Source organism: Glycomyces salinus (assembly GCF_016428645.1).
GTDB lineage: Bacteria > Actinomycetota > Actinomycetes > Mycobacteriales > Micromonosporaceae > Glycomyces > Glycomyces salinus.
Map to the genome: position 1 here is coordinate 49,734 of NZ_JAELXW010000023.1, position 23,544 is coordinate 73,277.

Below are 23,544 nucleotides of genomic sequence, written 5' to 3' on the forward strand. Positions count from 1 at the left end.
GACCGGACACGACACGGTGCAGGGTTTCCCGGATAACTTGCCCGAAAGTATGAGATGGACTGACTGTTCAGTGGAAACAGTCGAGGTCACATGCGATGACAGTGAGGAATACAGTGACAGCGTCGAAGCGTACCGTCCGTGACCGGCTCCTGTCCGGCCGCCAGTCGATGCCGCGCCCGGACCGCGAGACCGCCGACCGGGCAACGTGGAATGCCTTGCGAGACTTCCTGAACGAGCATCTCAAGGAGGGCGCCACTGTCGCGGCCTACCGGCCGTTCGGCGCCGAGCCCGGCGCCACGCTCGTCCCGGAGCTGCCCGAGCGGCTCTCCGAGACCTACCGGGTGCTGCTGCCGGTCACCTTGCCCGACAACGACCTCGACTGGACGGTCCTGGGCTCCAAGCCCTTGGACGGCGAACGGTCCACGATGGCCCTGACCGGCCCCAAGGGCACCGAGGAGCTCGCCACGACCTGCGGCCCGGAGGCCGTCGAGCAGGCCGCGGCCGTGATCGTCCCGGCCCTGGGCGTCACCGGCGCCGGACTGCGGCTCGGCCGCGGCGGCGGCTGCTACGACCGGGCCCTGGCCCGCGTCGCGGCCGGCGTGCCGGTGGTGGCGCTGCTGCGCGACGGCGAGATCGGCGTCGAGATCCCGGCCGAGGCCCACGACCGGTCCGTCACGGCCATCGTCACCCCGGCCGAGGGCCTGGTCACGCTCGCGTGATGCGTCACGCGCAGGGGAAGCGATTAGCACTCCACGGCGTTGACTGCTAATGTTCATCGGGGTCCACGCGACCCCTGCTCACGGCGATGCTTGCGAGCCGAAAATTAGCACTCACGGCGATGCTTGCGAGCCGTAAATTAGCACTCACGGCGATGCTTGCGAGCCGTAAATTAGCGTTGACTTCGCTGGAGGAAATACCGTGCCTACGTACGAATACCGCTGCAAGGAGTGCGGGTACGAGTTCGACAAGCACCAGTCGTTCGCCGAGCCCCGCCTCACCGACTGCCCCGACTGCGGCACCGCCGGAAGCCTGCGAAAGGTCTTCGGCAACGTCGGTGTGACCTTCAAGGGCAGCGGCTTCTACCGCACCGACTCGCGGTCGACCGACTCCAGCTCGCTCGGCTCGAACGCCTCCCAGAACGGCGCGAAGTCCGAGACCAAGAGCGAGACGAAGTCCGACTCGAAGTCGAGCACCTCGACCAAGGCCGCCGCCGACTCCAAGGCCGCCTAGCGCCCGGTCAGGAGATCGCGAGCGCGACCACCGTGGTCAGCACCAGCTGGGCCAGCGCCACCGGCACCAGGCCCTTCCAGCACAGCGCCTGGATCTGGTCGACCCGCAGCCGCGGCCAGGCCACGCGCAGCCAGATCACCACCACCGACAGCGCGCCGGTCTTGAGCAGCGTCCACAGCCAGCCCAGCCACTCCGGTCCCGGGCCCTTCCAGCCTCCCAGGAACAGGACGCTGGTGAGCGCGGCGATCACGACGATCCCGGCGTACTCGGCCAGCAGCAGCAGCGCGAACCGCAGCCCCGTGTACTCGGTGAGGTACCCGAAGACCAGCTCGGAGTCGGCCACCGGCGCGTCGAACGGCGGGCGGCGGATCTCGGCGACCCCGGCGGTGAAGAACACCAGCGCCGCCGGCAGCTGCCACAGCAGCCACCACGGATTCCAGGCCTCGACGATCCCCTGGAGGTTCAGCGTCCCGGCCGCCACCGGGACCGAGGCCGCGGCCAGGACCAGCGGCAGCTCGTAGGCCATCAGCTGCGCGGCCCCGCGCAGCGCCCCCACGAGCGTGTACTTGTTGGCCGAGGCCCAGCCGGCCATGAGCACCGCCAGCACGCCGACGCCGACCAGCGCCAGCACCACGAACAGGCCCATGTCCAGGCTCGATCCGACCAGGTCGCCGGGCCCGAGAGGAATGAACAAGAGCACCAGCAGGTAAGGCACGAGCGCGACGGCCGGGGCGAGCCTGAACACCGGCTTGTCGGCCGCGGCCGGAACCACGTCCTCCTTCTGCGCGAACTTGACGCCGTCGGCGATCAGCTGCGCCCAGCCGTGGAACCGCCCGGCGTGCATCGGGCCCAGGCGCCCCTGCATGTGGGCCATGAGCTTGTGCTCGGTCTGCCCGACCAGGAGCGGCAGCACCAGGAACGCGGCCATCACCCCGGCCAGGCGGAGCACGATCTCAAACACCATCGGCATCACCTCGGCGAGCTTGCGAGCTGTAAATCGGCACTGTCCATCCAGCCCTCGGGCACGCCCGGCGGACGCTTGGGGGCGCGCTTGCGGGGTCCGGGGCGGCCGCCTCCGGGCTCCTTCTCGCCCGGCCAGGGCTTGACCACGCGGGAGGCCAGCACGAAGTCCTTGCGCAGCGGGTGCCCCTCGAACTCAGGCGGCAGCAGCAGCGGATCCAGGCCCGGATGCCCGGTGAAGCCGACGCCGAACATCTCGTGGGTCTCGCGCTCGTGCCAGGCCGCGCCCGGGTAGAGATCGGTGACCGACGGCAGCGGCCCCGAAGCGTGCGTCTTGAGCAGGACCCCGCGCCGCTCGGCGATCGACCACAGGTGGGCGACGATCCGCATGCCCCGACCGTCGGCGATGGCGCTCTCGTCGACCGCCGAGAGCCAGTCGAAGAAGTCGCACCCGAGCCGGTCGCGGCAGGCCCGGACGCTCTCGTGCCAGCGCTCCGCCGGGACCTCGGCGACCGCCCGCGCCGCGTCCGCGGCGGCCTCGGCTCCGAGCGCGGCCCCGACCCGCTCCAGCCAGTCCTCAGCCATCGCGCCTCCGCAGCGGCGCCCGCAGGCTCGCCGCGCTCCGCCGCCCCAGCGGCTCGTCGCCGATCTTGCGCTGCAGCTCGGTGATGCCGTACAGCAGCGCCTCGGGCCGGGGCGGGCAGCCGGGGACGTACACGTCGACCGGGATGATCTGGTCGACGCCCTTGGTGACGCAGTAGGAGTCCCAGTAGGGCCCGCCCGAGTTCGAGCAGGCCCCGAAGGAGATGACGTACTTCGGTTCGGGCATCTGGTCGTAGAGCCGCTTGATCGCCGGGGCCATCTTGTCGGTGACCGTGCCCGAGACGACCATCAGGTCGGACTGGCGCGGCGAGTGCGCGAAGGGGATGACGCCGAGCCGGATGAAGTCGTGGCGGCTCATCGAGGCGGCGATGAACTCGATGGCGCAGCAGGCCAACCCGAAGTTGAACACCCACAGCGAATAGCGTCGCCCCCAGTTGAGGATGAACCGGATCGGCTCCCCGAGCACCCCGGCTCCCTCCCCGCCCTTGGACGGGAACGGCAGTTTCACCGCCACTTCAATACCCCCTTCCGCCAGGCGTAGGCCAGGCCCAGCGCCAGGACGCCGACGAACACGCCCATCTCGGCCGCCGCGGCGGCGCCGAAGGAGGCGAACACGGCCGCCCACGGGAACAGGAACAGCGCCTCGACCGCGAACAGCACGAACAGGAACGCGTAGACGTAGTAGCGGATCTGGACCTGCGCCCAGTCCCCGCCGACCGGGTCGACCCCGCACTCGTAGGTCATCGACTTCGCCGCTGAAGGTGCACTGGGCCGCAGCGCCCGGTTCGCGAGCATCGCGAACGCCACGAACGCGAATCCGGCCAGCAACAGCACCCCGAAGACGGCGTAGTCGCCGAGTAGGGATGAGCTCATGGTCACACCATAGTGCGCGGCCGTCCCGGAAGGAAGCTCCGCGCCTCCGGATCGTCGAGCGGCAAAGAAATACCCGCGGCCCGCAACCGCGCGCCGCGCCGATGCGTGTAGGTGTTCGAAGAGGAACGCAGCCGAAGTCCGCGCGAGCGGAACGAGGCCCCTGAACGCTGAGAGTGAACCGCCCATGACCGTCGCCAGCGCACCGACGCAGCGCCGCGGCCGGCCCCTGCCCGCCGCGCCGCGCCCGCGACCCTGCGCGCATCGCGATCACGCGGCGGCCGCACGTGAGACGACCCCGCCTCCGCCCCGCCCCGGAGACAACGCGACAATAGGGGCCGCCGGGTTCGCCCGATCGGCGCCGGAAGCTGCCCTTATCCCCCCTACCTGTGCTGGAGCGGATGTGCGAACGGAGGCGGACTTCACCGACCTCTATGAGAGTCACTTCTCAGAACTCGCTGCGCAGATCTGCGCCTACCTCGGCGACGCCACCGAATCCCAGGACCTCGTCCAGGAGGCCTTCCTACGGGCCTGGCAGCGCTGGGACAAGGTCGGCGGCTACGAGGAGCCGGTCGCCTGGGTCCGCCGCGTCGCCTGGAACCTGGCCACCAGCCGCCACCGCCGCAACCAGGTGGTGCGCAAGTTCCTCCAGAAGTCTGGCCCGCCCGAGAACGCCCCCGCCGCCTCCCCCGACCACGTGGCCCTGGTCGACGCGCTCCAGAAGGTCCCGGCCAAGCGCCGCAAGGCCCTGGTGCTGCACTACATGGCCGACCTGTCGATCGCCTCGATCGCGCAGGCCACCGGCGCCCGCGAGGGCACCGTCAAGTCCTGGCTCCACCGGGGCCGCAAGGAACTGGCCGCGCTGCTCACCGACGACTCCGAGGCCGAGAACCGGACCGAGGCCGACGACCCCGACACCATGCCGATCCGGCTGCGCCCGCGCCGGACCCGCGGCACCGCGAAGGTCCCCGCGCCCGGGGACCGCGCATCGGTGAAGGAGGACCGCCGATGAACACCGAATACCGCGGCGACGACCCCGCCGAGACCGGCGACGAGCCGATCCGGTCCGCCTTCGACGCCTACCGGGCCGAAGCGCCGGCGAACTTCCCGCCCGGGTCGGTCGACGACCTGCTCATGTCCGGTCCGGCCAAGCTGCGCCGCCGCCGCATCGTCTCCATGGCCGCGGTCGTCGGCGCCTGCACCGCCCTCACCGCCGGCGGCTTCGCCGTCGCCCAGACCCTCGGTTCGATCCCCAAGCAGACCGCCCAGGAGGAGCCGCCGGCCGCCTCCCAGGGCACCGTCGAGGCCACCGACGACGAGCCCGAACTGGGCGACCCGTTCAGCCCCGAGGTCAGCGAGGAGACCGACGAGGGCACCGACGACGAAACCGGCGACCAGGTCGAGACCACCATCGTCCTGGACGAATGGGGCGAGGACTGCGAAGGCGGCGAATACCTCCTGGACTTCTCGACCTGGGAGTTCGGCGAGGACACCGAGTGGACCGTCCGGCAGAGCGTCGTCGCCGACGTCTCCGGCGGCGAGGCCCGGGAAGCCGTGCTCGCCCTCACCTGCGGCGAGCGGACGGCCGTGGCCGTCTTCAGCCCCGACGGCAACGCCCTGGAGCACCTGGGCTGGGTGTGGCGGCAGCCAGACGAGTCACAGGAGCTGTCCGAGATCGAGGACGTCGACGACGGGGTGATTACACTCCAGGGGCTCGGCGAGGCCTCCGAGACCTGGACGGCGCGCTATGAGTGGGACGGCGCGGCCTTCGTCGAGATCGACGACGAGCCGACGTCCGACCCGAGTCCGTCCGAGGAAACGGACACCCCCGATACGGACGAGACTCAGACTCCCTCGACCGACAGCACGAACGAGTCGCCCGAGTCCTGAGCGGACCCCGAGAGCCTCGCGATCCCGCATAATGTGACCAGCGATACACGAGGGTGTCACCCGTATCGCCCAGTGGACGCACCGTTGGCAACCGGACGCGCCTCCCGCGTAGCATCGCAAGTGAAGAACACATGGCGGAGCAGGCTCCGGCATCCCGAACACACACCGCCAGCACACCCGTGCTCGTAAACCCGCATGAGGAGAACTAGGTGAATACCGTCCGGCAGCTCGACCGGGTCGTCATCCGCTTCGCAGGGGACTCCGGCGACGGGATGCAACTCACCGGCGACAGATTCACGGCGGAGACCGCCAAGCTCGGCAACGACCTGTCCACCCTGCCCAACTACCCTGCCGAGATCCGCGCCCCCGCCGGCACCCTCCCCGGCGTCTCGAGCTTCCAGATCCACTTCGCCGACTCCGACATCCTCACCCCCGGCGACGAGCCCGAGGTCCTGGTCGCGATGAACCCGGCCGCCCTCAAGGCCAACCTGCGCGACCTCAAGTCCAGCGGCGTCATCATCGTCAACACCGACGAGTTCACCAAGCGCAACCTCTCCAAGGTCGGCTACGCCGCCAACCCCCTCGAAGACGGCTCCCTCGACGACTACCAGGTCATCGAGGTCCCGCTGACCAGCCTGACCATCGGCGCGCTCGAAGAGTACGAGATCGGCAAGAAGGACGCGGCCCGCTCCAAGAACATGTTCGCCCTCGGCGTGCTGTCCTGGATGTACTCGCGGTCGACCGAGGTCACCGAGGACTTCCTGCGCAAGAAGTTCGCGAAGAAGCCCGAGATCGCCGAGGCCAACATCGCCGCGCTCCGGTCCGGCTGGAACTACGGCGAGACCGCCGAGTCCTTCGCCGTCCAGTACGAGATCCCCCCGGCGACGCTCCCGGCCGGCACCTACCGGAACATCACCGGCAACACCGCCCTGGCCTGGGGCGTCATCGCCGCCGGCGTCGCCTCCGACCTGCCGGTGTTCCTGGGCGCCTACCCGATCACCCCGGCCAGCGACATCCTCCACGAACTGAGCAGGCACAAGAAGTTCGGCGTCACCACCATGCAGGCCGAGGACGAGATCGCCGCCGCCGGCGCCGCCCTCGGCGCCTCCTACGGCGGAGCGCTCGGCATCACCACCTCCTCGGGCCCGGGAGTCGCGCTCAAGTCCGAGACGATCTCGCTGGGCGTCTCCCTCGAACTGCCGCTGATCGTCATCGACGTCCAGCGCGCCGGCCCGAGCACCGGCATGCCCACCAAGACCGAGCAGGCCGACCTGCTGATGGCCATGTTCGGCCGCCACGGCGAGGCCCCGATCGCCGTGCTCGCCCCGCAGTCCCCTTCGGACTGCTTCGACGCGATGCTCGAGGCCGCCCGCATGGCCCTGCGCTACCGCACGCCGGTCATGCTCCTGTCCGACGGCTACATCGCCAACGGCGCCGAGCCGTGGCGCCTGCCCGACATGGAGTCCCTGCCGGACCTGTCGGTCGACTTCGCCACCGAGCCGAACGCGACCGACGACGCCGGCGAACCGGCCTTCCTGCCGTTCCTGCGCGACCCCGACACGCTCGCCCGGCCTTGGGCCGTGCCCGGCACGCCCGGCCTCCAGCACCGCATCGGCGGCATCGAGAAGGCCGACAAGACCGGCGACATCTCCTACGACCCGGCCAACCACGACCACATGGTGCGCACCCGCGCCGCCAAGATCGCCGGCATCCCGGTCCCCGACCTGGAGGTCGACGATCCGGACGGCGACGGGGAGATCCTCGTGCTCGGCTGGGGCTCCACCTGGGGCCCGATCGGCGCGGCCGTCCGCGGCCTGCGCGAACGGGGCATCACCATCGCCCGCGCCCACCTGCGCTACCTCAACCCGATGCCCGCCAACCTCGGCGAGGTCCTGGACCGGTACGACAAGGTCGTGGTCCCCGAGATGAACCTGGGGCAGCTGGCGCTGCTGCTGCGCGGCTCCTTCCCCGGCACCGACGTCGTCGGGTACAACAAGGTGCGCGGCCTGCCGTTCACCTCCACCGAACTGCAGGACGCCCTCGAGGAGGTCATTAAGAATGGCTGACGCAGTCAAGCTGGACGCCCCCAAGCTCAAGGCCAGGGACTTCAAGTCCGACCAAGAGGTCCGATGGTGCCCCGGCTGCGGCGACTACGCGATCCTGGCGGCGGTCCAGTCGTTCCTGCCCGAGCTCGGACTCGAGCGCGAGAAGATCGCGTTCGTCTCCGGCATCGGCTGCTCCTCGCGCTTCCCGTACTACCTCAACACCTACGGGATGCACTCGATCCACGGCCGCGCCCCGGCGATCGCCACCGGCCTGGCCACCAGCCGCCCCGACCTGTCGGTGTGGGTCGTCACCGGCGACGGCGACGCGCTCTCCATCGGCGGCAACCACCTGATCCACGCGCTGCGCCGCAACGTGAACCTGAAGATCCTGCTGTTCAACAACCGGATCTACGGGCTCACCAAGGGCCAGTACTCGCCTACCTCGGAGCCGGGCAAGCTCACCAAGTCCAGCCCCGTCGGCTCGGTCGACGCCCCGTTCAACCCGCTGTCGCTGGCGCTGGGCTCGGAGGCGACGTTCGTCGCCCGCACCCTCGACTCCGACCGCGCCCACCTGCAGCAGGTGCTGCGCGCGGCCGCCGAGCACGAGGGCAGCGCGTTCGTCGAGATCTACCAGAACTGCCCGATCTTCAACGACGACGCGTTCGAGGTGCTCAAGAGCCCTGACACGCGCGAGGCGGCACTGATCCGCCTCGAGGACGGCGAGCCGATCCGGTTCGGCGCCGACGGCGGCGAGCGCGTCGTGGTCCAGTCCGGCTACGGCCTGGAAGTCAAGGACGCCGCCGAGGTCGACGCGGCCGACGTGGTCGTCCACAAGGAGTCGGTCGACGACCCGGCCTACGCGTTCGCGCTGACCCGCCTCTCGGGCACCGAACTCGACCACACGCCGATCGGCGTGTTCCGCAACGTCAAGAAGCCGACCTACGACGCCCAGGTCCGCACCCAGGTCGAACACGCCACCGCCGGCGTCGACCGCAAGGAGGCCCTCGAACGCCTCCTGGGCTCCGGAGACACCTGGACGGTCCTCTAAGAGCGGCCCGGGGCCCCGAGTTCGGGGCCGGGCGACTCCGACCGGGGAGGGGCGCACGGATCGCGCACGGGTCTGGCACGGGCCGATTCGTGCGCGGTCAGCACTTGGAGGAACGACTCAAATACGCTGGTCAGACCCTTGGAATAGGCGTGGTCCGATCGTGCGGGCCGGTTCGGATGCCCTAATCTGTGCCGATCACCCACCCCCGAACCTCAGGAGTCGACGTTGCTTCGGCATATTGATCGGTCCCGATCCAGTAGAAAAGCCCGCGCGTTCGGCCTCGCCGCCCTGTCCGCGATCGTGCTCGGCGCGCTCGCCGCGGTGCCGCTCACCGCGCACGGCGACGACACCGAACCCGCATCGGATTCGAGCGTCGGCGAGATCAACGAATTCGTGCTCAGTCCCGAGTCCTCGACCGTGCTGGCGCTCCCCGACGCACCGGACGCGGACTCGGAAGTGACGCTCACCCTCAACGCGCGCTGGGCGTGGAGGTCCACGAACATCTCGGTCTGCGCGGGCGCGACGCTCACCGACGAGTGCAAGTCGAACGTCGTCCTGACCACCCCGGTCCAGGACGAGGCGACGACCACGTTCACCCTGCCCCTGCCGGCCGAGGCCGATGGCTCGATCACCGTCTACAACGATAGGGCGAGCGTCCGCATCAGCGGCACCGTGGACGGATACGCCGACACCGCCCCGGAGCCGGGTCCGCCCGGCGAACCGCCGCGGGTCGGCGTGCCCGAGGGCACGGAACTCACCGTCCACGAGGGCGACCTGGTGATCACCGAGCCCGGCACCGTCATCGACGCGATGGACATCCGCGGCCTAGTCAAGATCAAGGCCGACGACGTGACCATCAAACGGTCGATCATCAGCGGACGCCCCCTCGACGGCAACTTCGCCCTGATCACCAACGACCTCGGCGAGTACTCGTTCACGCTGGAGGACAGCGAGCTTCGCCCGAGCGACCCGAGCCGGTGGATCAACGGCATCACCGGGTCGAACTTCACGGTGCTGCGCACCGAGATCGCGGACGTGGTCGACCAGATCCACATCGTCGGCGGGGACGTGCGGGTCGAGGATTCCTGGCTGCACGACAACCTGTACTACGAGGGGGTGCACTCGGACAACGTCCAGATCCAGGGCGGCTCGAACATGGTCTTCCGGGGCAACTGGATCGAAGACGCCCCGAACGCGGCGGTCATATCCACGCAGGACCGCGACCAGGTCACCGACGTCACCTTCGAGGACAACCGGATCGACGGCGGCTCCTGCTCGGTCAACATCACCATGAACCACAACCGGGACCGGCCCACGACCGGCTTCAACCTGTCCGGCAACGTCTTCGGCACCGGCCAGGAGATCGACCGGTGCGCGATCATCGCGCCGCCGGAGATCGAGGTCGGCAACGAGGACAACCGATTCGTCGACGGCGAAGAGGTCCGCATCACCCCCGGCGCCTGAGGCACCGGTCGCGGCCCGCGACCCGGAGGCGGATGAGCCTGCTTCCGGGTCGCGGGCCGCGGTCTGCTACGGCTCGCGGGTCTCGGTGTCGCCGAAGTGAAGGTCGTCGGGGACGGCCGGGCCCCCGGGGGCCTCGCGGAGGTGGCGCAGGTACTCCAGGTGTCGCTCGTAATGGTCGAGGACGTCGCCGATGAGCTGGGACTCGGTATAGCCCATCACGTCGTATCCCTGGCTGCCCTCGTTGAGGTAGACCTCCAGTCGCCAGTACTCCTCGGCCTCGGAGATCACGTTCATCGCGAAGGCCGGGACCTGGGCCGATTCGGGCCAGATCGCGTACGAGAAGTGCTCCTCGGTGCCCATGTCGACCTGGAGTTCCAGGTAGGGGATGCCGGTCTCGGCGGCGGTGCCGGTCACCACGTTGGTGTTGCAGCCCTGCTCGGTCAGCTCGTCGCAGACCTTGTCGAACGCCGGCGCCGCGGTCGCGCTCACGTACCTGGCGACCTGCCTGCGGCCCGGATAGCTGGAGGCGCGGCGGATGCGCTGGCGCCAGGACCGCATGCCGGTCTTGGGGTCGATGTTGGACCGCTCCGAGAGCGCCTGCGGCAGCGCGGTCTTGAGCGCCTGCGCCCGGTAGGTCTCGACCCGCAGCGCCCGCCACAGGCCGATGGCCACCAGGTACATCACGAACGAGAACGGCAGTCCCATGATGATCGTCGCCCCGTAGAGGGCGTCGAGGCCGCCGACCAGGAGCATCGACAGCGTGACCATGCCCAGCAGCACCGACCAGAAGATGCGCATCCACCGGTCGGCGTCCCGCGTGGGGTCGTCCATCTTGGAGGTGAAGTTGCCCAGCACGATCGCGCCGGAGTCGGCCGAGGTGACATAGAACAGCAGGCCCACGAACGTGGCCAGACCGGCGATGAACGTCACCCCCGGATACTGGTCGAGCAGCGTGTAGAAGCCCTGCTCGGGCAGGGCGATGGTGGCCTCGCCCCATTCGGGGTCGGCGTCGGCGCGGTCGATCGCGGCGTTGCCGAAGGCGGCCAGGAACAGCAGGGTGAACAGGAACGGGATCACCATCGCGGCGGCCACGAACTGGCGGATGGTGCGGCCGCGGCTGATCTTGGCCAGGAACAGGCCGACGAACGGCGCCCAGGCGATCCACCAGGCCCAGAAGAACAGCGTCCACGTGTTGAGCCAGTCGGTCGGCTGGTCGTAGCCGAAGGTGTCCATGGTCATCGACGGGAACCGGGAGACGTAGTCGCCGACGTTGAGCACGAGCTTGTTCATCGTCTGCGCGAAGCCCTCGACGACGATGACGTAGACGACCATGAAGATCGCCAGGACCACGTTGAGCTCGGACAGGCGCCGGATGCCCTTGTCGATGCCGGCCACGGCCGAGGCGGTCGCCATGAACACCGCCACGCCGATGAGCGCGACCTGCCAGAGGGTGTTCTGGGGGACGCCGAACAGGAAGTTCAGCCCGAAGTTGAGCTGGGCGACGCCGATGCCGAGGCTGACGGCCACGCCGAAGACGGTGCCGAGCACCGCGGCGATGTCGACCGCGTCGCCGACCGGCCCGTGGATCCGCTTGCCGAAGATCGGGTACAGGGCCGAGCGGATCGTCAGCGGCAGCCGGTAGCGGAAGGCGAAGAACGCCAGCGCCAGACCCATGAGCGTGTACATGGCCCAGCCGGTGATGCCGTAGTGGAACAGGGTCCACACGATCGCCTGGCGGGCCGCCTCGACCGTACCGCCCTCCCCGACCGGCGGTTCCAGGAACTGTGTGACCGGCTCGGCGACCGAGAAGAACATCAGGTCGATGCCGATTCCGGCCGCGAACAGCATGGCCGCCCACGCGAACACCGAGAAGTCGGGCTTGGCGTGGTCGGGTCCGAGTTTGACCTTCCCGTAGCGGGACAGGGCCAGCGCGATCACGAACACCACCACGAGGGTGGCGGTCAGGAAGTAGTACCAGCCGAAGTACTCCGAAACCCAGGCGACGGCCCTCCACAGGACCTCGCCGGCCTGGACGGGCGCGATCATCGCCCAGACGCTGACGGCGACGATCAGGGCCGCCGATCCGAAGAAGACGACCGGGTTGATGCGGTTGCGGCCGCCGGAGGCGGCCTCGATGTCGGTGGGCGCTGCGGTGCTGGGCTGGGTTCCGTTCGTCGGTTCGTCGGACACAGGGGGCTCCTCACTCTCGGTGGGCGTGTCGGTAGTAGGAGACGTCCGCGGGCGGCAGCGGCGTGTTGCCGAGGATGAGGTCGGCCGATTTCTCGGCGAGCATCATCACCGGCGCGTAGATGTTGCCGTTGGTCAGGTACGGCATGGCCGAGGCGTCGACGACGCGGAGGCGTTCGAGGCCGTGGACGGTCATGCTCAGCGGGTCGACGACGGCGTCGTCGCCGGTACCCATCTTGGCGGTGCAGGAGGGGTGGTAGGCGGTCTCGGCGTCCGATGCGACCCAGTCGAGGATCTCGGCCTCGCTCTCGACCTCGGGCCCGGGGCTGAGCTCGCCGCCGTCGAAGGCCTTGAACGCCGGCTGGGACAGGATGTCGCGGCCGACGCGGACGGCCTCGACCCATTCCTTGCGGTCGTTCGGGGTCGACAGGTAGTTGAACCTGAGCGCCGGTTTGGCCTTCGGGTCGGCCGATTTGATCTTCACGTCCCCGCGCACGTCGGAGTACATGGGCCCGATGTGGATCTGGTAGCCGTGCTTCGCGTCGACCTTGGTGCCGTCGTAGCGGACGGCGATCGGCAGGAAGTGGAACATCAGGTTCGGGTAGTCGACGGTGTCGTTGCCGCGCACGAACCCGCCGGCCTCGAAGTGGTTGGTCGAGGCCGGGCCCCGCTGGGCGAGGATCCACTGGAGGCCGATGCGCGGGTAGTGCACCGGGTTGTAGATGGGGTTGTAACTGACCGGCTGGGTGCAGGCGTGCTGGATGTAGACCTCGAGGTGGTCCTGGAGGTTCCGCCCGACGCCGGGCAGCTCGTGGCGGGGCCGCACCCCGACCGAGCGCAGGTGCTCGGGGTCGCCGATGCCCGACAGCTGCATCAGCTGCGGGGTGCCCACGGCTCCGCCGGCCAGGATGACCTCGCCGCCGAGGACGGTGTGGGTGACCCCGGCCCGCCGGTACTGGACGCCGACGGCCCGCCTGCCCTTGAGCAGGACCCTGGTGGTCAGGGCGAGGGTCTTGAGCGTCAGGTTCGGGCGGCGCTTGACCGGGTGGTAGTAGGCGCGGGCCGAGGAGAAGCGGCGGCCGTTCTTGATGTTGCGGTCGAAGTGGCCGAAGCCCTCCTGCCGGTAGCCGTTGACGTCGTGCGTGAGCGGGTATCCGGCCTCTTGGGCGGCGTTCAGGAACGCCTTGAACAGCGGATTGGCGGCCGGGCCGCGCTCGAGCCACAGCGGGCCGGAGTCGCCGCGCCATTCGTCGGCGCCGACGGTGAGGTTCTCCATGCGTTTGAAGTAGGGCAGGCAGTGGGCGTAGTCCCAGGTCTCCATGCCCGGGTCGGCGGCCCAGCGCTCGAGGTCCATGGGGTTGCCGCGCTGGAAGATCATGCCGTTGATCGACGAGGACCCGCCCAGGACCTTGCCGCGGCCGTGGTAGACGCGGCGGCCGCCCATGTGCGGCTCGGGTTCGGACTCGTAGCGCCAGTCGTAGAGGGGGTTGCCGATGATCTGGGTCAGCGCGGCGGGCATGTGGATGAACAGGTCCCAGATCCAGTCGGTGCGTCCGGCCTCGAGGACCAGGACGGTGGCGGTGGGGTCGGCCGAGAGCCGGTTGGCCAGGACGCACCCGGCCGAGCCGCCGCCGACGATGATGTAGTCGTACTTCTTGACCGGCATTACTGCTTCCCCCCGTCGAACCAGCGCATCGGCGCCGGGTCGGTGTTCTGCCAGATGTGCTTGGACTCGCGGTACTCCTCGAGCCCGGCGGGCCCGAGCTCGCGGCCGATCCCGGACTTGCCGAAACCGCCCCATTCGGCCTGGGGCACATAGGGGTGGTAGTCGTTGATCCAGATCGTGCCGTGCCGCAGGCGCGCGGCCACGCGCTGGGCGCGACCGGCGTCGGAGGTCCACACGGCCCCGGCCAGGCCGTACTCGGTGTCGTTGGCCAGCTCGACGGCCTCGTCCTCGCCGGTGAAGGTCTCGACCGACAGGACCGGGCCGAACACCTCTTCGCGGACGATGCTCATGGTGCGGTCGCAGCGGTCGAAGATCGTCGGCTCCAGGAAGAAGCCGTCGGCCAGGGCCGGGTCGTCGGGGCGAGCGCCGCCGCAGCGCAGCACGGCCCCCTCTTCTCGGGCCTTCGCTATGTAGCGCTCGACCTTCGCGCGGTGGGCCTGCGACACCAGCGGTCCGACCTCCACGCCCTCATCCTGGCCGCGGCCGAGCCGGATGGCCGAGGCGCGTTCGACCAGGGCGTCGACGAACCGGTCCCGGACCGGCTCCTCGACGATGAGGCGGGCCCCGGCCGAGCAGACCTGACCGGAGTGGAAGAACGCGGCGTTGAGGGCGTAGTCGACGGCGGTCTCGAAGTCGGCGTCGGCGAAGACCACGTTGGGGTTCTTGCCGCCCAGTTCGAGCGCGATGTTCTTGACGTCGGCGGCGGCCGCGGCCATGATGCGCTTGCCGGTCTCGACGCCGCCGGTGAAGGAGACCATGTCGACCCCGGGGTGCTCGACCAGCGGGGCCCCGGTGCCGGCGCCGTCGCCGAGGACGAGGTTGAGGACCCCGTCGGGCAGGCCGGCGCGCTCGGCGAGGCGGACCAGTTCGACCGTCGCCAGGGGCGTGACCTCGGAGGGCTTGATGACGCAGGTGTTGCCGGCGGCCAGGGCCGGGGCGAGCTTCCAGGACATCTGGAGCAGCGGGTAGTTCCAGGGGGCGATGAGGGCGCACACGCCGATCGGCTCGTAGACGATGCGGCTGATCGAGCCCGGCACGCCGGTGTCGACCACGCGGCCGGAGTCCTTACCGGCCAGGTCGGCGTAGTAGTCGAAGACGGCGGTGATGTCGTCGACGTCGGTCTCGGCTTCGGGGACGGTCTTGCCGGTGTCGAGCGATTCGGTGCGGGCCAGGTCGGCGCGGTTCTCGCGCAGCAGGCCGGCGACCGCGCGCAGGAGCCTGGAGCGCTCGGCGGCGGTGGAGGCCCGCCAGGGCCCGGAGTCGAAGGCCGCTCGCGCGGCCCGCACGGCCTCGTCCACATCGGATTTCCCGGCCTCGTCGACCGTCGCCAGGACCGAGCCGTCGGCCGGGTCGAGGACCACTCTGGTGGCGCCGTCGGCGGCCTCGACCCAGCTGCCGTTGATGAACAGGTCTGCCATGGATCCCAGTGTCTCCGTTCGAGCCGCGCTTTTGGGCGAAATGCCCGGAACGATACCCGAACGCTATGAGGGCGGCGCGCGTTTGTCAGGATGGTGAGGTGAAGATCATCGTCAAGATCGCGGTCACCGGCGCGGCCTTCTGGCTCGCCTCGTGGCTGCTGTCCGGAATCCAAATCGGAACCGCGCAGGACTCGCTGACCGACCGACTGCTCACCCTGGGCGTCATCGCAGTGATATTCGGCGTGGTCAACGCCGTCCTCAAGCCCATCATCAAGACTCTCGGGTGCGGGTTCTACATCCTCACCCTCGGCCTGTTCTCCCTAGTGGTCAACGCGGGCCTGTTCATGCTGGTCGCCTGGATAGCCGAGCAGTTCGACCTGGTGTTCGGCGTCGACCACTTCGGGTGGGCGGTCCTGGGCTCGCTGGTGGTCACCGTCGCCAGCTGGGTGATCAACCTGGTCCTGCCCGACCGGGTCGCCCCCAACGGCTAGAGCAGCGGCTGCAACTCCACCGCGGCGCGGCGGAGCCGCTGGGTGAACTCGGGCCAGAACCGGCTCGCGTCGTCCAGCGGCATCGCCGCGGCCAGCACCACCCGCGCGGCCGGGTTCTCGCTGTCGCACACCACCACCGCGGCGCAGCCGACGCCGTCCTGGAACTGCCCGAACTCGGCGTACACGCCCGACTCCCCCGCCACCAGCAGGTCGTGCTCGAGCGCTTCGGGCTCGGTCAGGGTCCTGCCGGTGAACGGGCGCATCCCGGCGTCCTTGAGGAACTGCTCGCGCTCGCGCGGCTCCAAGGTCCCCAGCAGGGCCTTGCCCAGCGCCGTGGCGTGGGCGCCGTCGTCGAAGCCGACGATGAGGTCCTCCACGTGCGGCGAGCGGTTCCCCTCGGTCACGGCCGTGACCGCCGGGCGGCCCTCGACGAACCTGGCCACGAACGTGCTGTAGCCGGTCTCGGTGGACATGCGGCGCATGAACTCCCCGGCCGTGCGCGGGCCGGCCATCGCCTGCGTCAGCTCCGAATAGCGGTCCGACAGCTCCAGGCCCAGCGTGTAGCGCCCGTCGTCGCCGCGGCACAGGTATCCCTCGTGGACGAGTGTCCGCAGCAGGTTGTAGACCGTGGCCCGGTTCAGCCGGCACTCGAAGGCGATCCGCGGGGCGCTCACGCCCTCGCGGTGCTTCCCGACCAATTCCATAATGCGCAATGCCCGCTGCACACTCTGGATCATCTTGCTGGGCCCGTCACTGGATCGCCGCTGCTCCACCATGCCGCCGCTCCGTCTGCCGCCTGCTTGACCGGTACCGCCCCTGGCCGTGCGGCCCGAACCGTCTAACTATATAAACAACCGCCGCTTGCGCCCACCTGCGGCAGCGGGCAGTATCTAAGAGTCAGCACCGTTCGGGACTCGACGGAAGTCGAGTATCGAACACAGTATCGCGGCGGTGGCGTCGAGTCCCCACCAAACTTCATGTCGCCGCCGCGGCTAACAACATCACATAGACCGAAGCGCGGCGGCTCTCCCCACCAGAGCCGCCGCGCTTCGTTCGCGCCCGGCGGCCCGGGGCCCTTCCCTGCACCCCTGACATCGTCTCGCCTCGGCGGGGGACGCATCCAGCCTCGCACGCGAGGCGCGGCCCGGTCAATCGATGTCACCCGAACTCGCGACACACCGTCACCGGGCGACCGCGAACCGGGCACCGACTGGCCGACCGGCTAGCAACGGGAGTACGGTTGCCGCCGTGTCGACCCGAGCCGCGCCGAAGACCGCCTCGACCATCTTGACCGCGCTGAGCGTCAGCGTCGGCGCGGTCATGCCGGTCTTCCTCTTCGGCGGCCTCGCCGTGCAGATCGCCGACGAGCTCGACATGCGGCCCTCGGAGATCGGCCTGGTCTCCGGGATCTACTTCGCCGCCGCCGGACTCACCGCCATCCCGGCCGGGCGCGTGGTCGAACGCTACGGCGCCCCCGCCGTCGCCCGCCTTGCCGTCGCCCTCGCCGCGGCCGCGATGCTCGCGGTCGCCCTCCTCGCCCGCGAACCGCTCACCCTGATCCTGATCATGCTCGCCGCCGCCCCCGCCAACGGACTCGGCCAACTGGCGTCCAACGCGATCCTCTCGGACTGGGCGCCCGGCCGCCACAAGGGCCTCCTGTTCGGCGCCAAGCAGGCGTCCATACCGCTGTGCACCATGCTCGCCGGACTCAGCGTCCCAGCCATCGCCCTCACCCTCGGCTGGCGGTGGGCCTTCGGCGCCGCGGCGGTGGTGGCACTGCTGGCCCTCCTCCCCACCATCGGCCTGGGCCGTATCCAGCGGCCGGCGAGGAACGGCAACGGCCGCGTCCTCGACCGGCGGCTCGTGATCTTCGCCGCCGCGGTCTTCCTCAGCGCCTCCTCCGTCACCGCACTGGGACCGTTCCTGACCACATACGCCGTCCACACCGGCGCCTCCGAATCGTTCGCCGGGATCAACCTGACCATCGGCGGCCTCGCCGGAGTCATCGCCCGCACCGGATTCGGCGCGCTCGCCGACCGCAGAAGCGGCGGCGAGTTCGGCCTCATCGCCGCCATGCTCCTCGGAGGCGCCGCCGGACTCGCGACCTTCCTGTTCGGCGAGCCGTGGCTGCTGCCGGTCGGCACCGCCGCCGGATTCGCGCTCGGCTGGGCCTGGCCGGGCCTGATCAACTACGGCATCGCCAAGCGCTACCCCGACACGCCCGCGGCGGCCACCTCCATCACCCAGACCGGCGTCTTCCTCGGCGGGGCGGCCGGCCCGATCGCGTTCGGCCTCATCGTCGACCACTTCGGCTGGACGACCGGATGGACCTGCTCGATCATCGGGCTGACACTGGCCGCGGCACTGATCCTCATCGGGTCCCGAGTCCGGCCCGCACCGGCCCGATAGGAGCCGCGCGACTGCCGCTTCCCGTCCCGTGCAGAATCGGCCCGCCACAGGATAAGGTGACCCTGTGGTGACCACCGGAAGCGCGCAGACCGCCCTGCGCTTTACCGACGAATCCTTCGCCGACCGCATCCGCGAGTCGCTCGAAGCCGTCGAGGAGCGCCTGCTCAAGGCCGTCGACACCGACCAGCCGCTGCTGCGCCAATCCGGATCGCACCTGATCAACGCCGGAGGCAAGCGGTTCCGGCCGATGCTCACCCTCGCCTGCTCCCACCTGGGCGACCCGGGCCGGCCCGGCATCCTCGAATCGGCCGTGGCCCTCGAACTGACCCACCTGGCCACCCTCTACCACGACGACGTCATGGACGAGGCCGCCGTCCGACGCGGCGCGGCCAGCGCCAACGCCCGCTGGGACAACTCCGTGGCCATCCTCACCGGCGACTACCTGTTCAGCCAGGCCGCCCAGATCATGGCCGAACTCGGCCCCGAGGCCGTCCGCGCCCAGGCGCTCACGTTCGCGCGACTGGTCCGCGGCCAGATCAACGAGACCATGCCCCGCCCCGAAGGCATCGACGCCGTCGAATGGCACCTGGAGATCCTCTCGGAGAAGACCGGCTCCCTCATCGCCACCTGCGCCAAGTTCGGCGCCTGGTTCGCCGGCGCCGAGGCCGCGACCATCGCCGTCGCCGAAGAGTTCGGCGAAGTCATCGGCGTGGCCTTCCAACTCTCCGACGACATCATCGACATCGCCTCCGACCAGTCCGGCAAGACCCCCGGCACCGACCTCCTCGAAGGCGTCCCGACCCTCCCGGTCCTCTACGCCCTCGCCGGAACCGACCCCGCCGAGGCGGCTCTGCGCGACCTGGTCGCCGGACCGGTCCCCGAGGACCGGCTCGACGAGGCCCTGCGCCTCCTGCGCGCCTCCAGCGCCCTCGACGAGGCAAGAGCCACGCTCGACCAGTACCGCAAACGCGCCCGGAACCTGGCCGCCTCCCTCCCCGAGGGCCCGGCCCGAGGCGCGCTGCTGGACGTCTGCGACTACATGACCGAACGAGACTCCTGACCCGATTACCACGGACTGCCGGTAAGATTCGCTTGTACGCGGACACGGGCGCAAGGCTGCCGAGGAGGCGAAGATGGTCATGGCCCTCGAACGGAACCAAACCGACACGGACGCTTATGACGGGGCGGAACACGAGTTCCGCGAGCAACTGTCCATCGCCGACGAAATGGAAGCTCCGAGACATAATGTCGAGGTCTTCGGGGGAAACATCGTCGTGTCTCCGTTTTCGCGGTGGTCGTACTACAAGCCGATGAAGTCGGTGCGCCTGCAACTCGAAGCACATGCGCCTGACGGCTTCGACGTTTCGGGAGAGCCGTTCAAGTTCATCTTTCCGGCAGCGCATGGAGCGCTCGGCCCGGATCTCTATGTGTTCGACCCCGACCTGGCGGAGAACGACACACCGTTCGCGCCGTCTGAATCGCTTGCACTGGTCGGGGAACTCACCTCGCCCTCGACCCGCCGCAACGACCTGTCTTCCAAGCTCGACGTCTATGGTCGCTCAGGTGTGCCGGTCTACCTGCTCTTCGATATGAAGAAGCGGGAACTGACCGTTTACTCCGACCCATCGGACCACGGCTACCGCACTCGCACGACCACTGAGTTCGGCAAGTCTGTGCACGTCCCGGACCCGTTCGACTTCGAACTCGACACTGCGGCATTCGCCGAATAGCCGTCAGAGCGGCACACCCCGCTCCAGGTGGTCCAGGCACCGGTCCATGATGGTCATCAGGTCCTCGCCCAGGCCGCCGTCGCTCCAGGCGATCACCCCGGCGGTCCAGGAGGCGACCAGCACCGCCGCGAAATGCCGGACCTCCAGGTCGGTCGCGTCTCGCCCGGTCCGTTCGGCCACCATCTCGGAGATCAGGCGCTCGGTGGCGACGGACTGCTGGACCTGGCGGGCGCGCACGGCCGGGACCGAGACGATGATGTCGACGCGTTTGCGGACCCGCTCCATGTCCTCGGGCGTGAACTGCCCGAACAGCACCCGCAGGGCGGTCCTGAGCGCCTCGATCGGCGCCATGCCCTCGGGCTGGTCCTGGAAGGCCGCCACGATCATCGGGTCGTACTCGTCCTGGACGACCACGTCCTCCTTGGTCGGGAAGTAGCGGTAGAAGGTCGAGGGGGAGACCCCGGCCGCCGCGGCGATCTGCTCGATCGTGGTCTCGTCGTACCCCTGCTCCTCGAACAGCCGCATGGCCTCCCCCTGCATCCGGTGGAGGGTCTCGATCTTCTTCCGCTCACGCAGTCCCGGTCGGTTCATGCTGCGATTGTGCCTCGTCCTCGGCGGGCTCGATCCGCTTGGGGAACTTCAGCGCGGCCGCGACCTTCACGGCCCCGGCCAGGACGGCGCAGCCGAGGAAGACCACCGTCATCGCGTCGGTGAACGCCGAGAAGGCCGTTTCGGCCACCTCGGGGGCGCCCAAGGCGTCGGCCGCGGCCGCGGCTCCGGCGACCGAGTCCTCGGCGGCGCGCTCGGCCTCGGCGGGCAGTTCGGGCAGGTCCAGGCGCGCGAGGTAGACCGTGGAGGACACCGAGCCGAGCACGGCGACGCCGATGGCCCCGCCGGTCTGGCGCATGGTCTGCATGAGCGCCGAGCCGACCGCGGCCCGCTCCGGCGGCAGGGAGCCGAGGACGGCGTCGGTCGCCGGGACCAGCGACATTCCGAGCCCGGTCCCGAGGACGGCGAGCCAGGTCGCGGCCAGGCCGTATCCGGTCTCGGGCCCGGTGGCCATCGCGACCAGGCAGCCGGCGCCCAGCATGCCGAGCCCGCCGGTGACGGTGGCGCGGTAGCCCAGGCGCGCGGCGAGGTGCTCGCTGGCGAGGCCGCCGACCATGAGCCCGCCGATCATCGGCAGCAGTCGCAGCCCGGTCCCGAACGCGGAGTGGCCCTCGACGACCTGGAGGTACTGCGGGACCAGGAACAGCGAGCCCATCAGGACCAGGGAGGCGGCGGTGGCCACGATCGAGCCCCACAGGAACGGGCGGGACCGGAACAGCCCCAGGTCGACCATCGGGTCGGCGGCGCGCATCTGCGTGGAGACGAACACAGCCAGCAGGAGCAGGCCGCCCAGGCCCGCGACGAGCGTGCTCGCGGAGAGCCAGCCTTCGACGGGCGCCTCGATGATCCCGTAGACGAACGCGGCCAGTCCGACGACGGCGCACGCGGCCGGCAGCGGCTGGATGCGCGGGGCGTGGCGGTCGATCGACTCGGGCAGGAGCACGGCGACGGCGGCCAGGCCGACGAGGATCAGCGGGATGTTGATGAGGAAGACCGAGCCCCACCAGTAGTGCTCGAGGAGCCAGCCGCCCAGGAGCGGGCCGAGCGGCAGGCCGATGGCCATGCCCGCGGTGAGGACGGCGACCGCGCGGGTGCGCTCGGCACCGGAGAACATACTCGGGACGACGGCCATGGAGACCGGGAGGACGACGGCCGCTCCGACGCCCATCAGTGCGCGGGCGGCGATGAGCACGGCGACGCTGTCGGCGGTGGTGGCGAGGACGCAGGCGACCAGGAACACGGCCAGGCCCCCGAGGAGGACCTTCTTGCGTCCGACGCGGTCGCCGAGGAGGCCGGCGGGCAGCAGGAGTGCCGCGAGCACGACGATGAAGGCGTCGACGATCCACTGGAGTTCGGCGGTGGAGGCGCCGAGGTCGACCGCGAGGGTCGGCAGTGCGACGTTGAGGATCGTGACGTCGAGCCCGACGACGAGGAGGCCGAGCAGCAGCGCGAGCATGGCGCCCCAACGGCGGGAGGAAGAGAGTGTCTGCATGGCGCCTCATTCCGGTCCGACATTTTGATAGTAACTATCATTTGATAGTAGCTATCATTATCTTCGCTGTCAAGCCACCTCTGACCGAACGGCCGAGGATGCGGCTTGGGTGGATTCGCTATGGTTCATAGCGCCACCTCGGTTCCCGTTGAGCGGCGACGACGACGCCTCCCGGAGCACCGAGCCCCGCCGAGAAGGGAGCCCCGTGCACCCCAGCCGCACCGACGCCGCAACCGCGAAACCGAAGACCGTGTTCACGGCACAGTGCCTGATCTGGTTGCAGTTCGCGGCCATCGTGGGCCTGTACTGGCTGGGCGTGAACTTCCTGGTGGCCGCGACCACGGCGACGCCGAGCAGCCAGACCGCACTGAACGTGATCACCGGCGGCGGCGCCGAGCGCTGGATTCTGATGCTGACGGCCCTGTGGGTGACGGTCTCGCTGCCGGTGGTGGCGGTCCAACTGGGACGGCGGAAGGCCGGCGCAGTGCGGGCGGCCTGGTACTCGCTGGCGCTGATCCCGGCCGGAATGTACGTCTGGATCACCGCGCGGGCGTTCTTCGCGACCTTCCCGGACAGCCTCGAGTTCTACATAGGAGCGGCGGCGATGCTGGTGGTGTGCGGGGCCCTGCCGGCGGTGTCGCTGCTGTGCCTGTCGAGCCGCCCGGCCAGGAAATGGTTCGCGATCACCGAGCCGGCAGAGGCGGAGCCCGAGACTCCCGTCGAGGCGAAGGAACTGGCCGGGGCAGGATCGCCCCGATAGGCCGTGGCCCGCGGGCTCGGCAAGGTACCGCCGATCCGGGTTGCGGCCCGCGTCCGAAGCGAACGGGTCGGAGACACGTGGGGCCCGGCCGAGTCCGGCCGGGCCCGACTTCATCGATTCGCTACCCGTCGAGTTCGGGGATCTCGACTTCGAAGTTCCACTCGTTGTCATTGCCCTCAGTGAAATGAAGGATGGCCTCGAACTCCTCACCGCCCGCGGTGATGGTGCACGTGTGGGTCATGCCCTCTTCCGGCTCGACGTTCTCATCGCCGCAGTCGGCGTCACTGCCGCCGATGACCGCGTTGTTGACCTGCTCCTCGAGGTCGCTGACCTCGATGGTCGAAGAGCAGGCGCCGAGGAGTGCGACGGCACCGAGGCCGACGGGAAGGGCAAGTAGTGTACGGGAACGCATTGTGCGTCCTCTCATTTCGTGTGGTTGTTGGCCCGGACATCTTGGCATTCCGATGCTCGTCGATGCCGGAAGTGACTGCGTACGGACTTGGAGTCTAAACGGGTTTGCCCGGCGGGCAGCGTCCCCACGGAGGCCTCGTGCGGAATTCATGCGTGATCCGTGCAGGGTCGCACCCATCCCCACCACTTCGGCACTCGTTG

Annotated in this window: 23 protein-coding genes; 12 read left to right on the forward strand and 11 right to left on the reverse strand. The window is 69.6% G+C overall.

The window, feature by feature from the left end:
• The first annotated feature begins 113 nt into the window (after window positions 1-113).
• Both JFB92_RS09205 and JFB92_RS09210 read left to right on the forward strand, forming a co-directional pair.
• The gene (locus JFB92_RS09205; protein ID WP_199037299.1) at window positions 114-719 is read left to right on the forward strand and encodes a 5-formyltetrahydrofolate cyclo-ligase; all 606 of its coding nucleotides are present in this window, start codon (window positions 114-116) and stop codon (window positions 717-719) included.
• Between the two features lie 199 nt (window positions 720-918).
• Window positions 919-1,230, forward strand: a complete 312-nt coding sequence (locus tag JFB92_RS09210; protein WP_199037301.1) for an FmdB family zinc ribbon protein — start codon at window positions 919-921, stop codon at window positions 1,228-1,230.
• A 7-nt stretch (window positions 1,231-1,237) separates the two neighbouring features.
• Here JFB92_RS09210 and JFB92_RS09215 read toward each other — a convergent pair whose 3' ends face one another.
• The 4 genes from JFB92_RS09215 to JFB92_RS09230 are packed head-to-tail and all read right to left on the reverse strand — an operon-like array spanning window position 1,238 to window position 3,666.
• Window positions 1,238-2,200 (reverse strand): complex I subunit 1/NuoH family protein, encoded by a 963-nt coding sequence (locus tag JFB92_RS09215; RefSeq protein ID WP_199037303.1) that lies wholly within the window; start codon window positions 2,198-2,200, stop codon window positions 1,238-1,240.
• Window positions 2,200-2,775: an NADH-quinone oxidoreductase subunit C gene (locus JFB92_RS09220; protein WP_199037305.1), complete on the reverse strand. Its 576-nt coding sequence runs from the start codon at window positions 2,773-2,775 to the stop codon at window positions 2,200-2,202. Before JFB92_RS09220 ends, JFB92_RS09215 begins: the two co-directional genes overlap by 1 nt.
• Window positions 2,768-3,259, reverse strand: a complete 492-nt coding sequence (locus JFB92_RS09225; protein ID WP_199037423.1) for an NADH-quinone oxidoreductase subunit B — start codon at window positions 3,257-3,259, stop codon at window positions 2,768-2,770. The genes JFB92_RS09220 and JFB92_RS09225 overlap by 8 nt, the downstream gene beginning before the upstream one ends.
• Before the next feature lie 38 nt (window positions 3,260-3,297).
• Entirely contained in the window at window positions 3,298-3,666 is a 369-nt protein-coding gene (locus JFB92_RS09230; RefSeq protein ID WP_199037307.1) for an NADH-quinone oxidoreductase subunit A, read from the reverse strand.
• A 400-nt stretch (window positions 3,667-4,066) separates the two neighbouring features.
• On the opposite strand from JFB92_RS09230, the gene JFB92_RS09235 reads away from it, so the two are divergent.
• From JFB92_RS09235 to JFB92_RS09255, 5 genes are all read left to right on the forward strand, one after another.
• Window positions 4,067-4,675: an RNA polymerase sigma factor gene (locus JFB92_RS09235; protein WP_199037308.1), complete on the forward strand. Its 609-nt coding sequence runs from the start codon at window positions 4,067-4,069 to the stop codon at window positions 4,673-4,675.
• A complete protein-coding gene (locus JFB92_RS09240; protein ID WP_199037315.1) occupies window positions 4,672-5,553 on the forward strand; it encodes a hypothetical protein in 882 nt (293 codons plus the stop codon). Before JFB92_RS09235 ends, JFB92_RS09240 begins: the two co-directional genes overlap by 4 nt.
• Before the next feature lie 209 nt (window positions 5,554-5,762).
• The gene (locus JFB92_RS09245; RefSeq protein ID WP_307789075.1) at window positions 5,763-7,619 is read left to right on the forward strand and encodes a 2-oxoacid:acceptor oxidoreductase subunit alpha; all 1,857 of its coding nucleotides are present in this window, start codon (window positions 5,763-5,765) and stop codon (window positions 7,617-7,619) included.
• On the forward strand, window positions 7,612-8,646 hold the full coding sequence (locus JFB92_RS09250; RefSeq protein WP_199037316.1) for a 2-oxoacid:ferredoxin oxidoreductase subunit beta: 1,035 nt from the start codon (window positions 7,612-7,614) through the stop codon (window positions 8,644-8,646). Before JFB92_RS09245 ends, JFB92_RS09250 begins: the two co-directional genes overlap by 8 nt.
• 225 nt (window positions 8,647-8,871) lie before the next feature.
• Window positions 8,872-10,110, forward strand: coding sequence for a right-handed parallel beta-helix repeat-containing protein (locus JFB92_RS09255; protein WP_199037318.1), 1,239 nt, complete (start codon window positions 8,872-8,874; stop codon window positions 10,108-10,110).
• A 66-nt stretch (window positions 10,111-10,176) separates the two neighbouring features.
• Here JFB92_RS09255 and betT read toward each other — a convergent pair whose 3' ends face one another.
• Genes betT through JFB92_RS09270 form a run of 3 tightly spaced genes read right to left on the reverse strand, consistent with a single transcriptional unit; the run spans window position 10,177 to window position 15,441 of the window.
• Window positions 10,177-12,300, reverse strand: a complete 2,124-nt coding sequence (gene betT / locus JFB92_RS09260) for a choline BCCT transporter BetT (RefSeq protein ID WP_199037320.1) — start codon at window positions 12,298-12,300, stop codon at window positions 10,177-10,179.
• A gap of 10 nt (window positions 12,301-12,310) precedes the next feature.
• Window positions 12,311-13,963 (reverse strand): choline dehydrogenase, encoded by a 1,653-nt coding sequence (gene betA, locus JFB92_RS09265; RefSeq protein WP_199037332.1) that lies wholly within the window; start codon window positions 13,961-13,963, stop codon window positions 12,311-12,313.
• Window positions 13,963-15,441, reverse strand: a complete 1,479-nt coding sequence (locus JFB92_RS09270) for an aldehyde dehydrogenase family protein (RefSeq protein WP_199037334.1) — start codon at window positions 15,439-15,441, stop codon at window positions 13,963-13,965. The genes betA and JFB92_RS09270 overlap by 1 nt, the downstream gene beginning before the upstream one ends.
• Before the next feature lie 98 nt (window positions 15,442-15,539).
• On the opposite strand from JFB92_RS09270, the gene JFB92_RS09275 reads away from it, so the two are divergent.
• Window positions 15,540-15,932 carry a phage holin family protein gene (locus JFB92_RS09275; RefSeq protein ID WP_199037336.1) on the forward strand — a complete coding sequence of 131 codons (393 nt, stop codon included), beginning with the start codon at window positions 15,540-15,542 and terminating at the stop codon, window positions 15,930-15,932.
• On the opposite strand, the gene JFB92_RS09280 is transcribed toward JFB92_RS09275, so the two are convergent.
• Entirely contained in the window at window positions 15,929-16,708 is a 780-nt protein-coding gene (locus JFB92_RS09280) for an IclR family transcriptional regulator (RefSeq protein WP_307789076.1), read from the reverse strand. The genes JFB92_RS09275 and JFB92_RS09280 overlap by 4 nt on opposite strands.
• A 472-nt stretch (window positions 16,709-17,180) precedes the next feature.
• Between JFB92_RS09280 and JFB92_RS09285 the strand changes: the two genes are divergently transcribed.
• From JFB92_RS09285 to JFB92_RS09295, 3 genes are all read left to right on the forward strand, one after another.
• Window positions 17,181-18,341: an MFS transporter gene (locus JFB92_RS09285; protein ID WP_307789078.1), complete on the forward strand. Its 1,161-nt coding sequence runs from the start codon at window positions 17,181-17,183 to the stop codon at window positions 18,339-18,341.
• Between the two features lie 64 nt (window positions 18,342-18,405).
• On the forward strand, window positions 18,406-19,401 hold the full coding sequence (locus JFB92_RS09290) for a polyprenyl synthetase family protein (RefSeq protein ID WP_372451608.1): 996 nt from the start codon (window positions 18,406-18,408) through the stop codon (window positions 19,399-19,401).
• 73 nt (window positions 19,402-19,474) lie between these two features.
• Complete coding sequence (locus JFB92_RS09295) at window positions 19,475-20,071, forward strand: Uma2 family endonuclease (RefSeq protein ID WP_199037338.1); 597 nt, start codon at window positions 19,475-19,477, stop codon at window positions 20,069-20,071.
• A 3-nt stretch (window positions 20,072-20,074) separates the two neighbouring features.
• Here the strand turns inward: JFB92_RS09295 and JFB92_RS09300 are convergent, their stop codons facing one another.
• Window positions 20,075-20,662, reverse strand: coding sequence for a TetR/AcrR family transcriptional regulator (locus JFB92_RS09300; protein WP_199037340.1), 588 nt, complete (start codon window positions 20,660-20,662; stop codon window positions 20,075-20,077).
• Window positions 20,640-22,172: an MFS transporter gene (locus tag JFB92_RS09305; protein ID WP_199037342.1), complete on the reverse strand. Its 1,533-nt coding sequence runs from the start codon at window positions 22,170-22,172 to the stop codon at window positions 20,640-20,642. Before JFB92_RS09305 ends, JFB92_RS09300 begins: the two co-directional genes overlap by 23 nt.
• 109 nt (window positions 22,173-22,281) lie before the next feature.
• Between JFB92_RS09305 and JFB92_RS09310 the strand changes: the two genes are divergently transcribed.
• Window positions 22,282-22,932 carry a hypothetical protein gene (locus tag JFB92_RS09310; RefSeq protein ID WP_199037344.1) on the forward strand — a complete coding sequence of 217 codons (651 nt, stop codon included), beginning with the start codon at window positions 22,282-22,284 and terminating at the stop codon, window positions 22,930-22,932.
• 121 nt (window positions 22,933-23,053) lie between these two features.
• On the opposite strand, the gene JFB92_RS09315 is transcribed toward JFB92_RS09310, so the two are convergent.
• Complete coding sequence (locus JFB92_RS09315; RefSeq protein ID WP_199037346.1) at window positions 23,054-23,344, reverse strand: hypothetical protein; 291 nt, start codon at window positions 23,342-23,344, stop codon at window positions 23,054-23,056.
• Window positions 23,345-23,544: the final 200 nt, after the last annotated feature.

Excerpts from the sequence above, each read along its gene's own strand:
- JFB92_RS09215 (WP_199037303.1), bottom strand. The coding sequence starts at position 2,200 with ATGCCGATGGTGTTTGAGATCGTGCTCCGCCTGGCCGGGGTGATGGCC.
- JFB92_RS09220 (WP_199037305.1), bottom strand. The coding sequence starts at position 2,775 with ATGGCTGAGGACTGGCTGGAGCGGGTCGGGGCCGCGCTCGGAGCCGAG.
- JFB92_RS09230 (WP_199037307.1), bottom strand. The coding sequence starts at position 3,666 with ATGAGCTCATCCCTACTCGGCGACTACGCCGTCTTCGGGGTGCTGTTG.
- JFB92_RS09240 (WP_199037315.1), top strand. The coding sequence starts at position 4,672 with ATGAACACCGAATACCGCGGCGACGACCCCGCCGAGACCGGCGACGAG.
- JFB92_RS09250 (WP_199037316.1), top strand. The coding sequence starts at position 7,612 with ATGGCTGACGCAGTCAAGCTGGACGCCCCCAAGCTCAAGGCCAGGGAC.
- betA (WP_199037332.1), bottom strand. The coding sequence starts at position 13,963 with ATGCCGGTCAAGAAGTACGACTACATCATCGTCGGCGGCGGCTCGGCC.
- JFB92_RS09270 (WP_199037334.1), bottom strand. The coding sequence starts at position 15,441 with ATGGCAGACCTGTTCATCAACGGCAGCTGGGTCGAGGCCGCCGACGGC.
- JFB92_RS09280 (WP_307789076.1), bottom strand. The coding sequence starts at position 16,708 with ATGGTGGAGCAGCGGCGATCCAGTGACGGGCCCAGCAAGATGATCCAG.
- JFB92_RS09295 (WP_199037338.1), top strand. The coding sequence starts at position 19,475 with ATGGTCATGGCCCTCGAACGGAACCAAACCGACACGGACGCTTATGAC.
- JFB92_RS09300 (WP_199037340.1), bottom strand. The coding sequence starts at position 20,662 with ATGAACCGACCGGGACTGCGTGAGCGGAAGAAGATCGAGACCCTCCAC.
- JFB92_RS09305 (WP_199037342.1), bottom strand. The coding sequence starts at position 22,172 with ATGCAGACACTCTCTTCCTCCCGCCGTTGGGGCGCCATGCTCGCGCTG.
- JFB92_RS09315 (WP_199037346.1), bottom strand. The coding sequence starts at position 23,344 with ATGCGTTCCCGTACACTACTTGCCCTTCCCGTCGGCCTCGGTGCCGTC.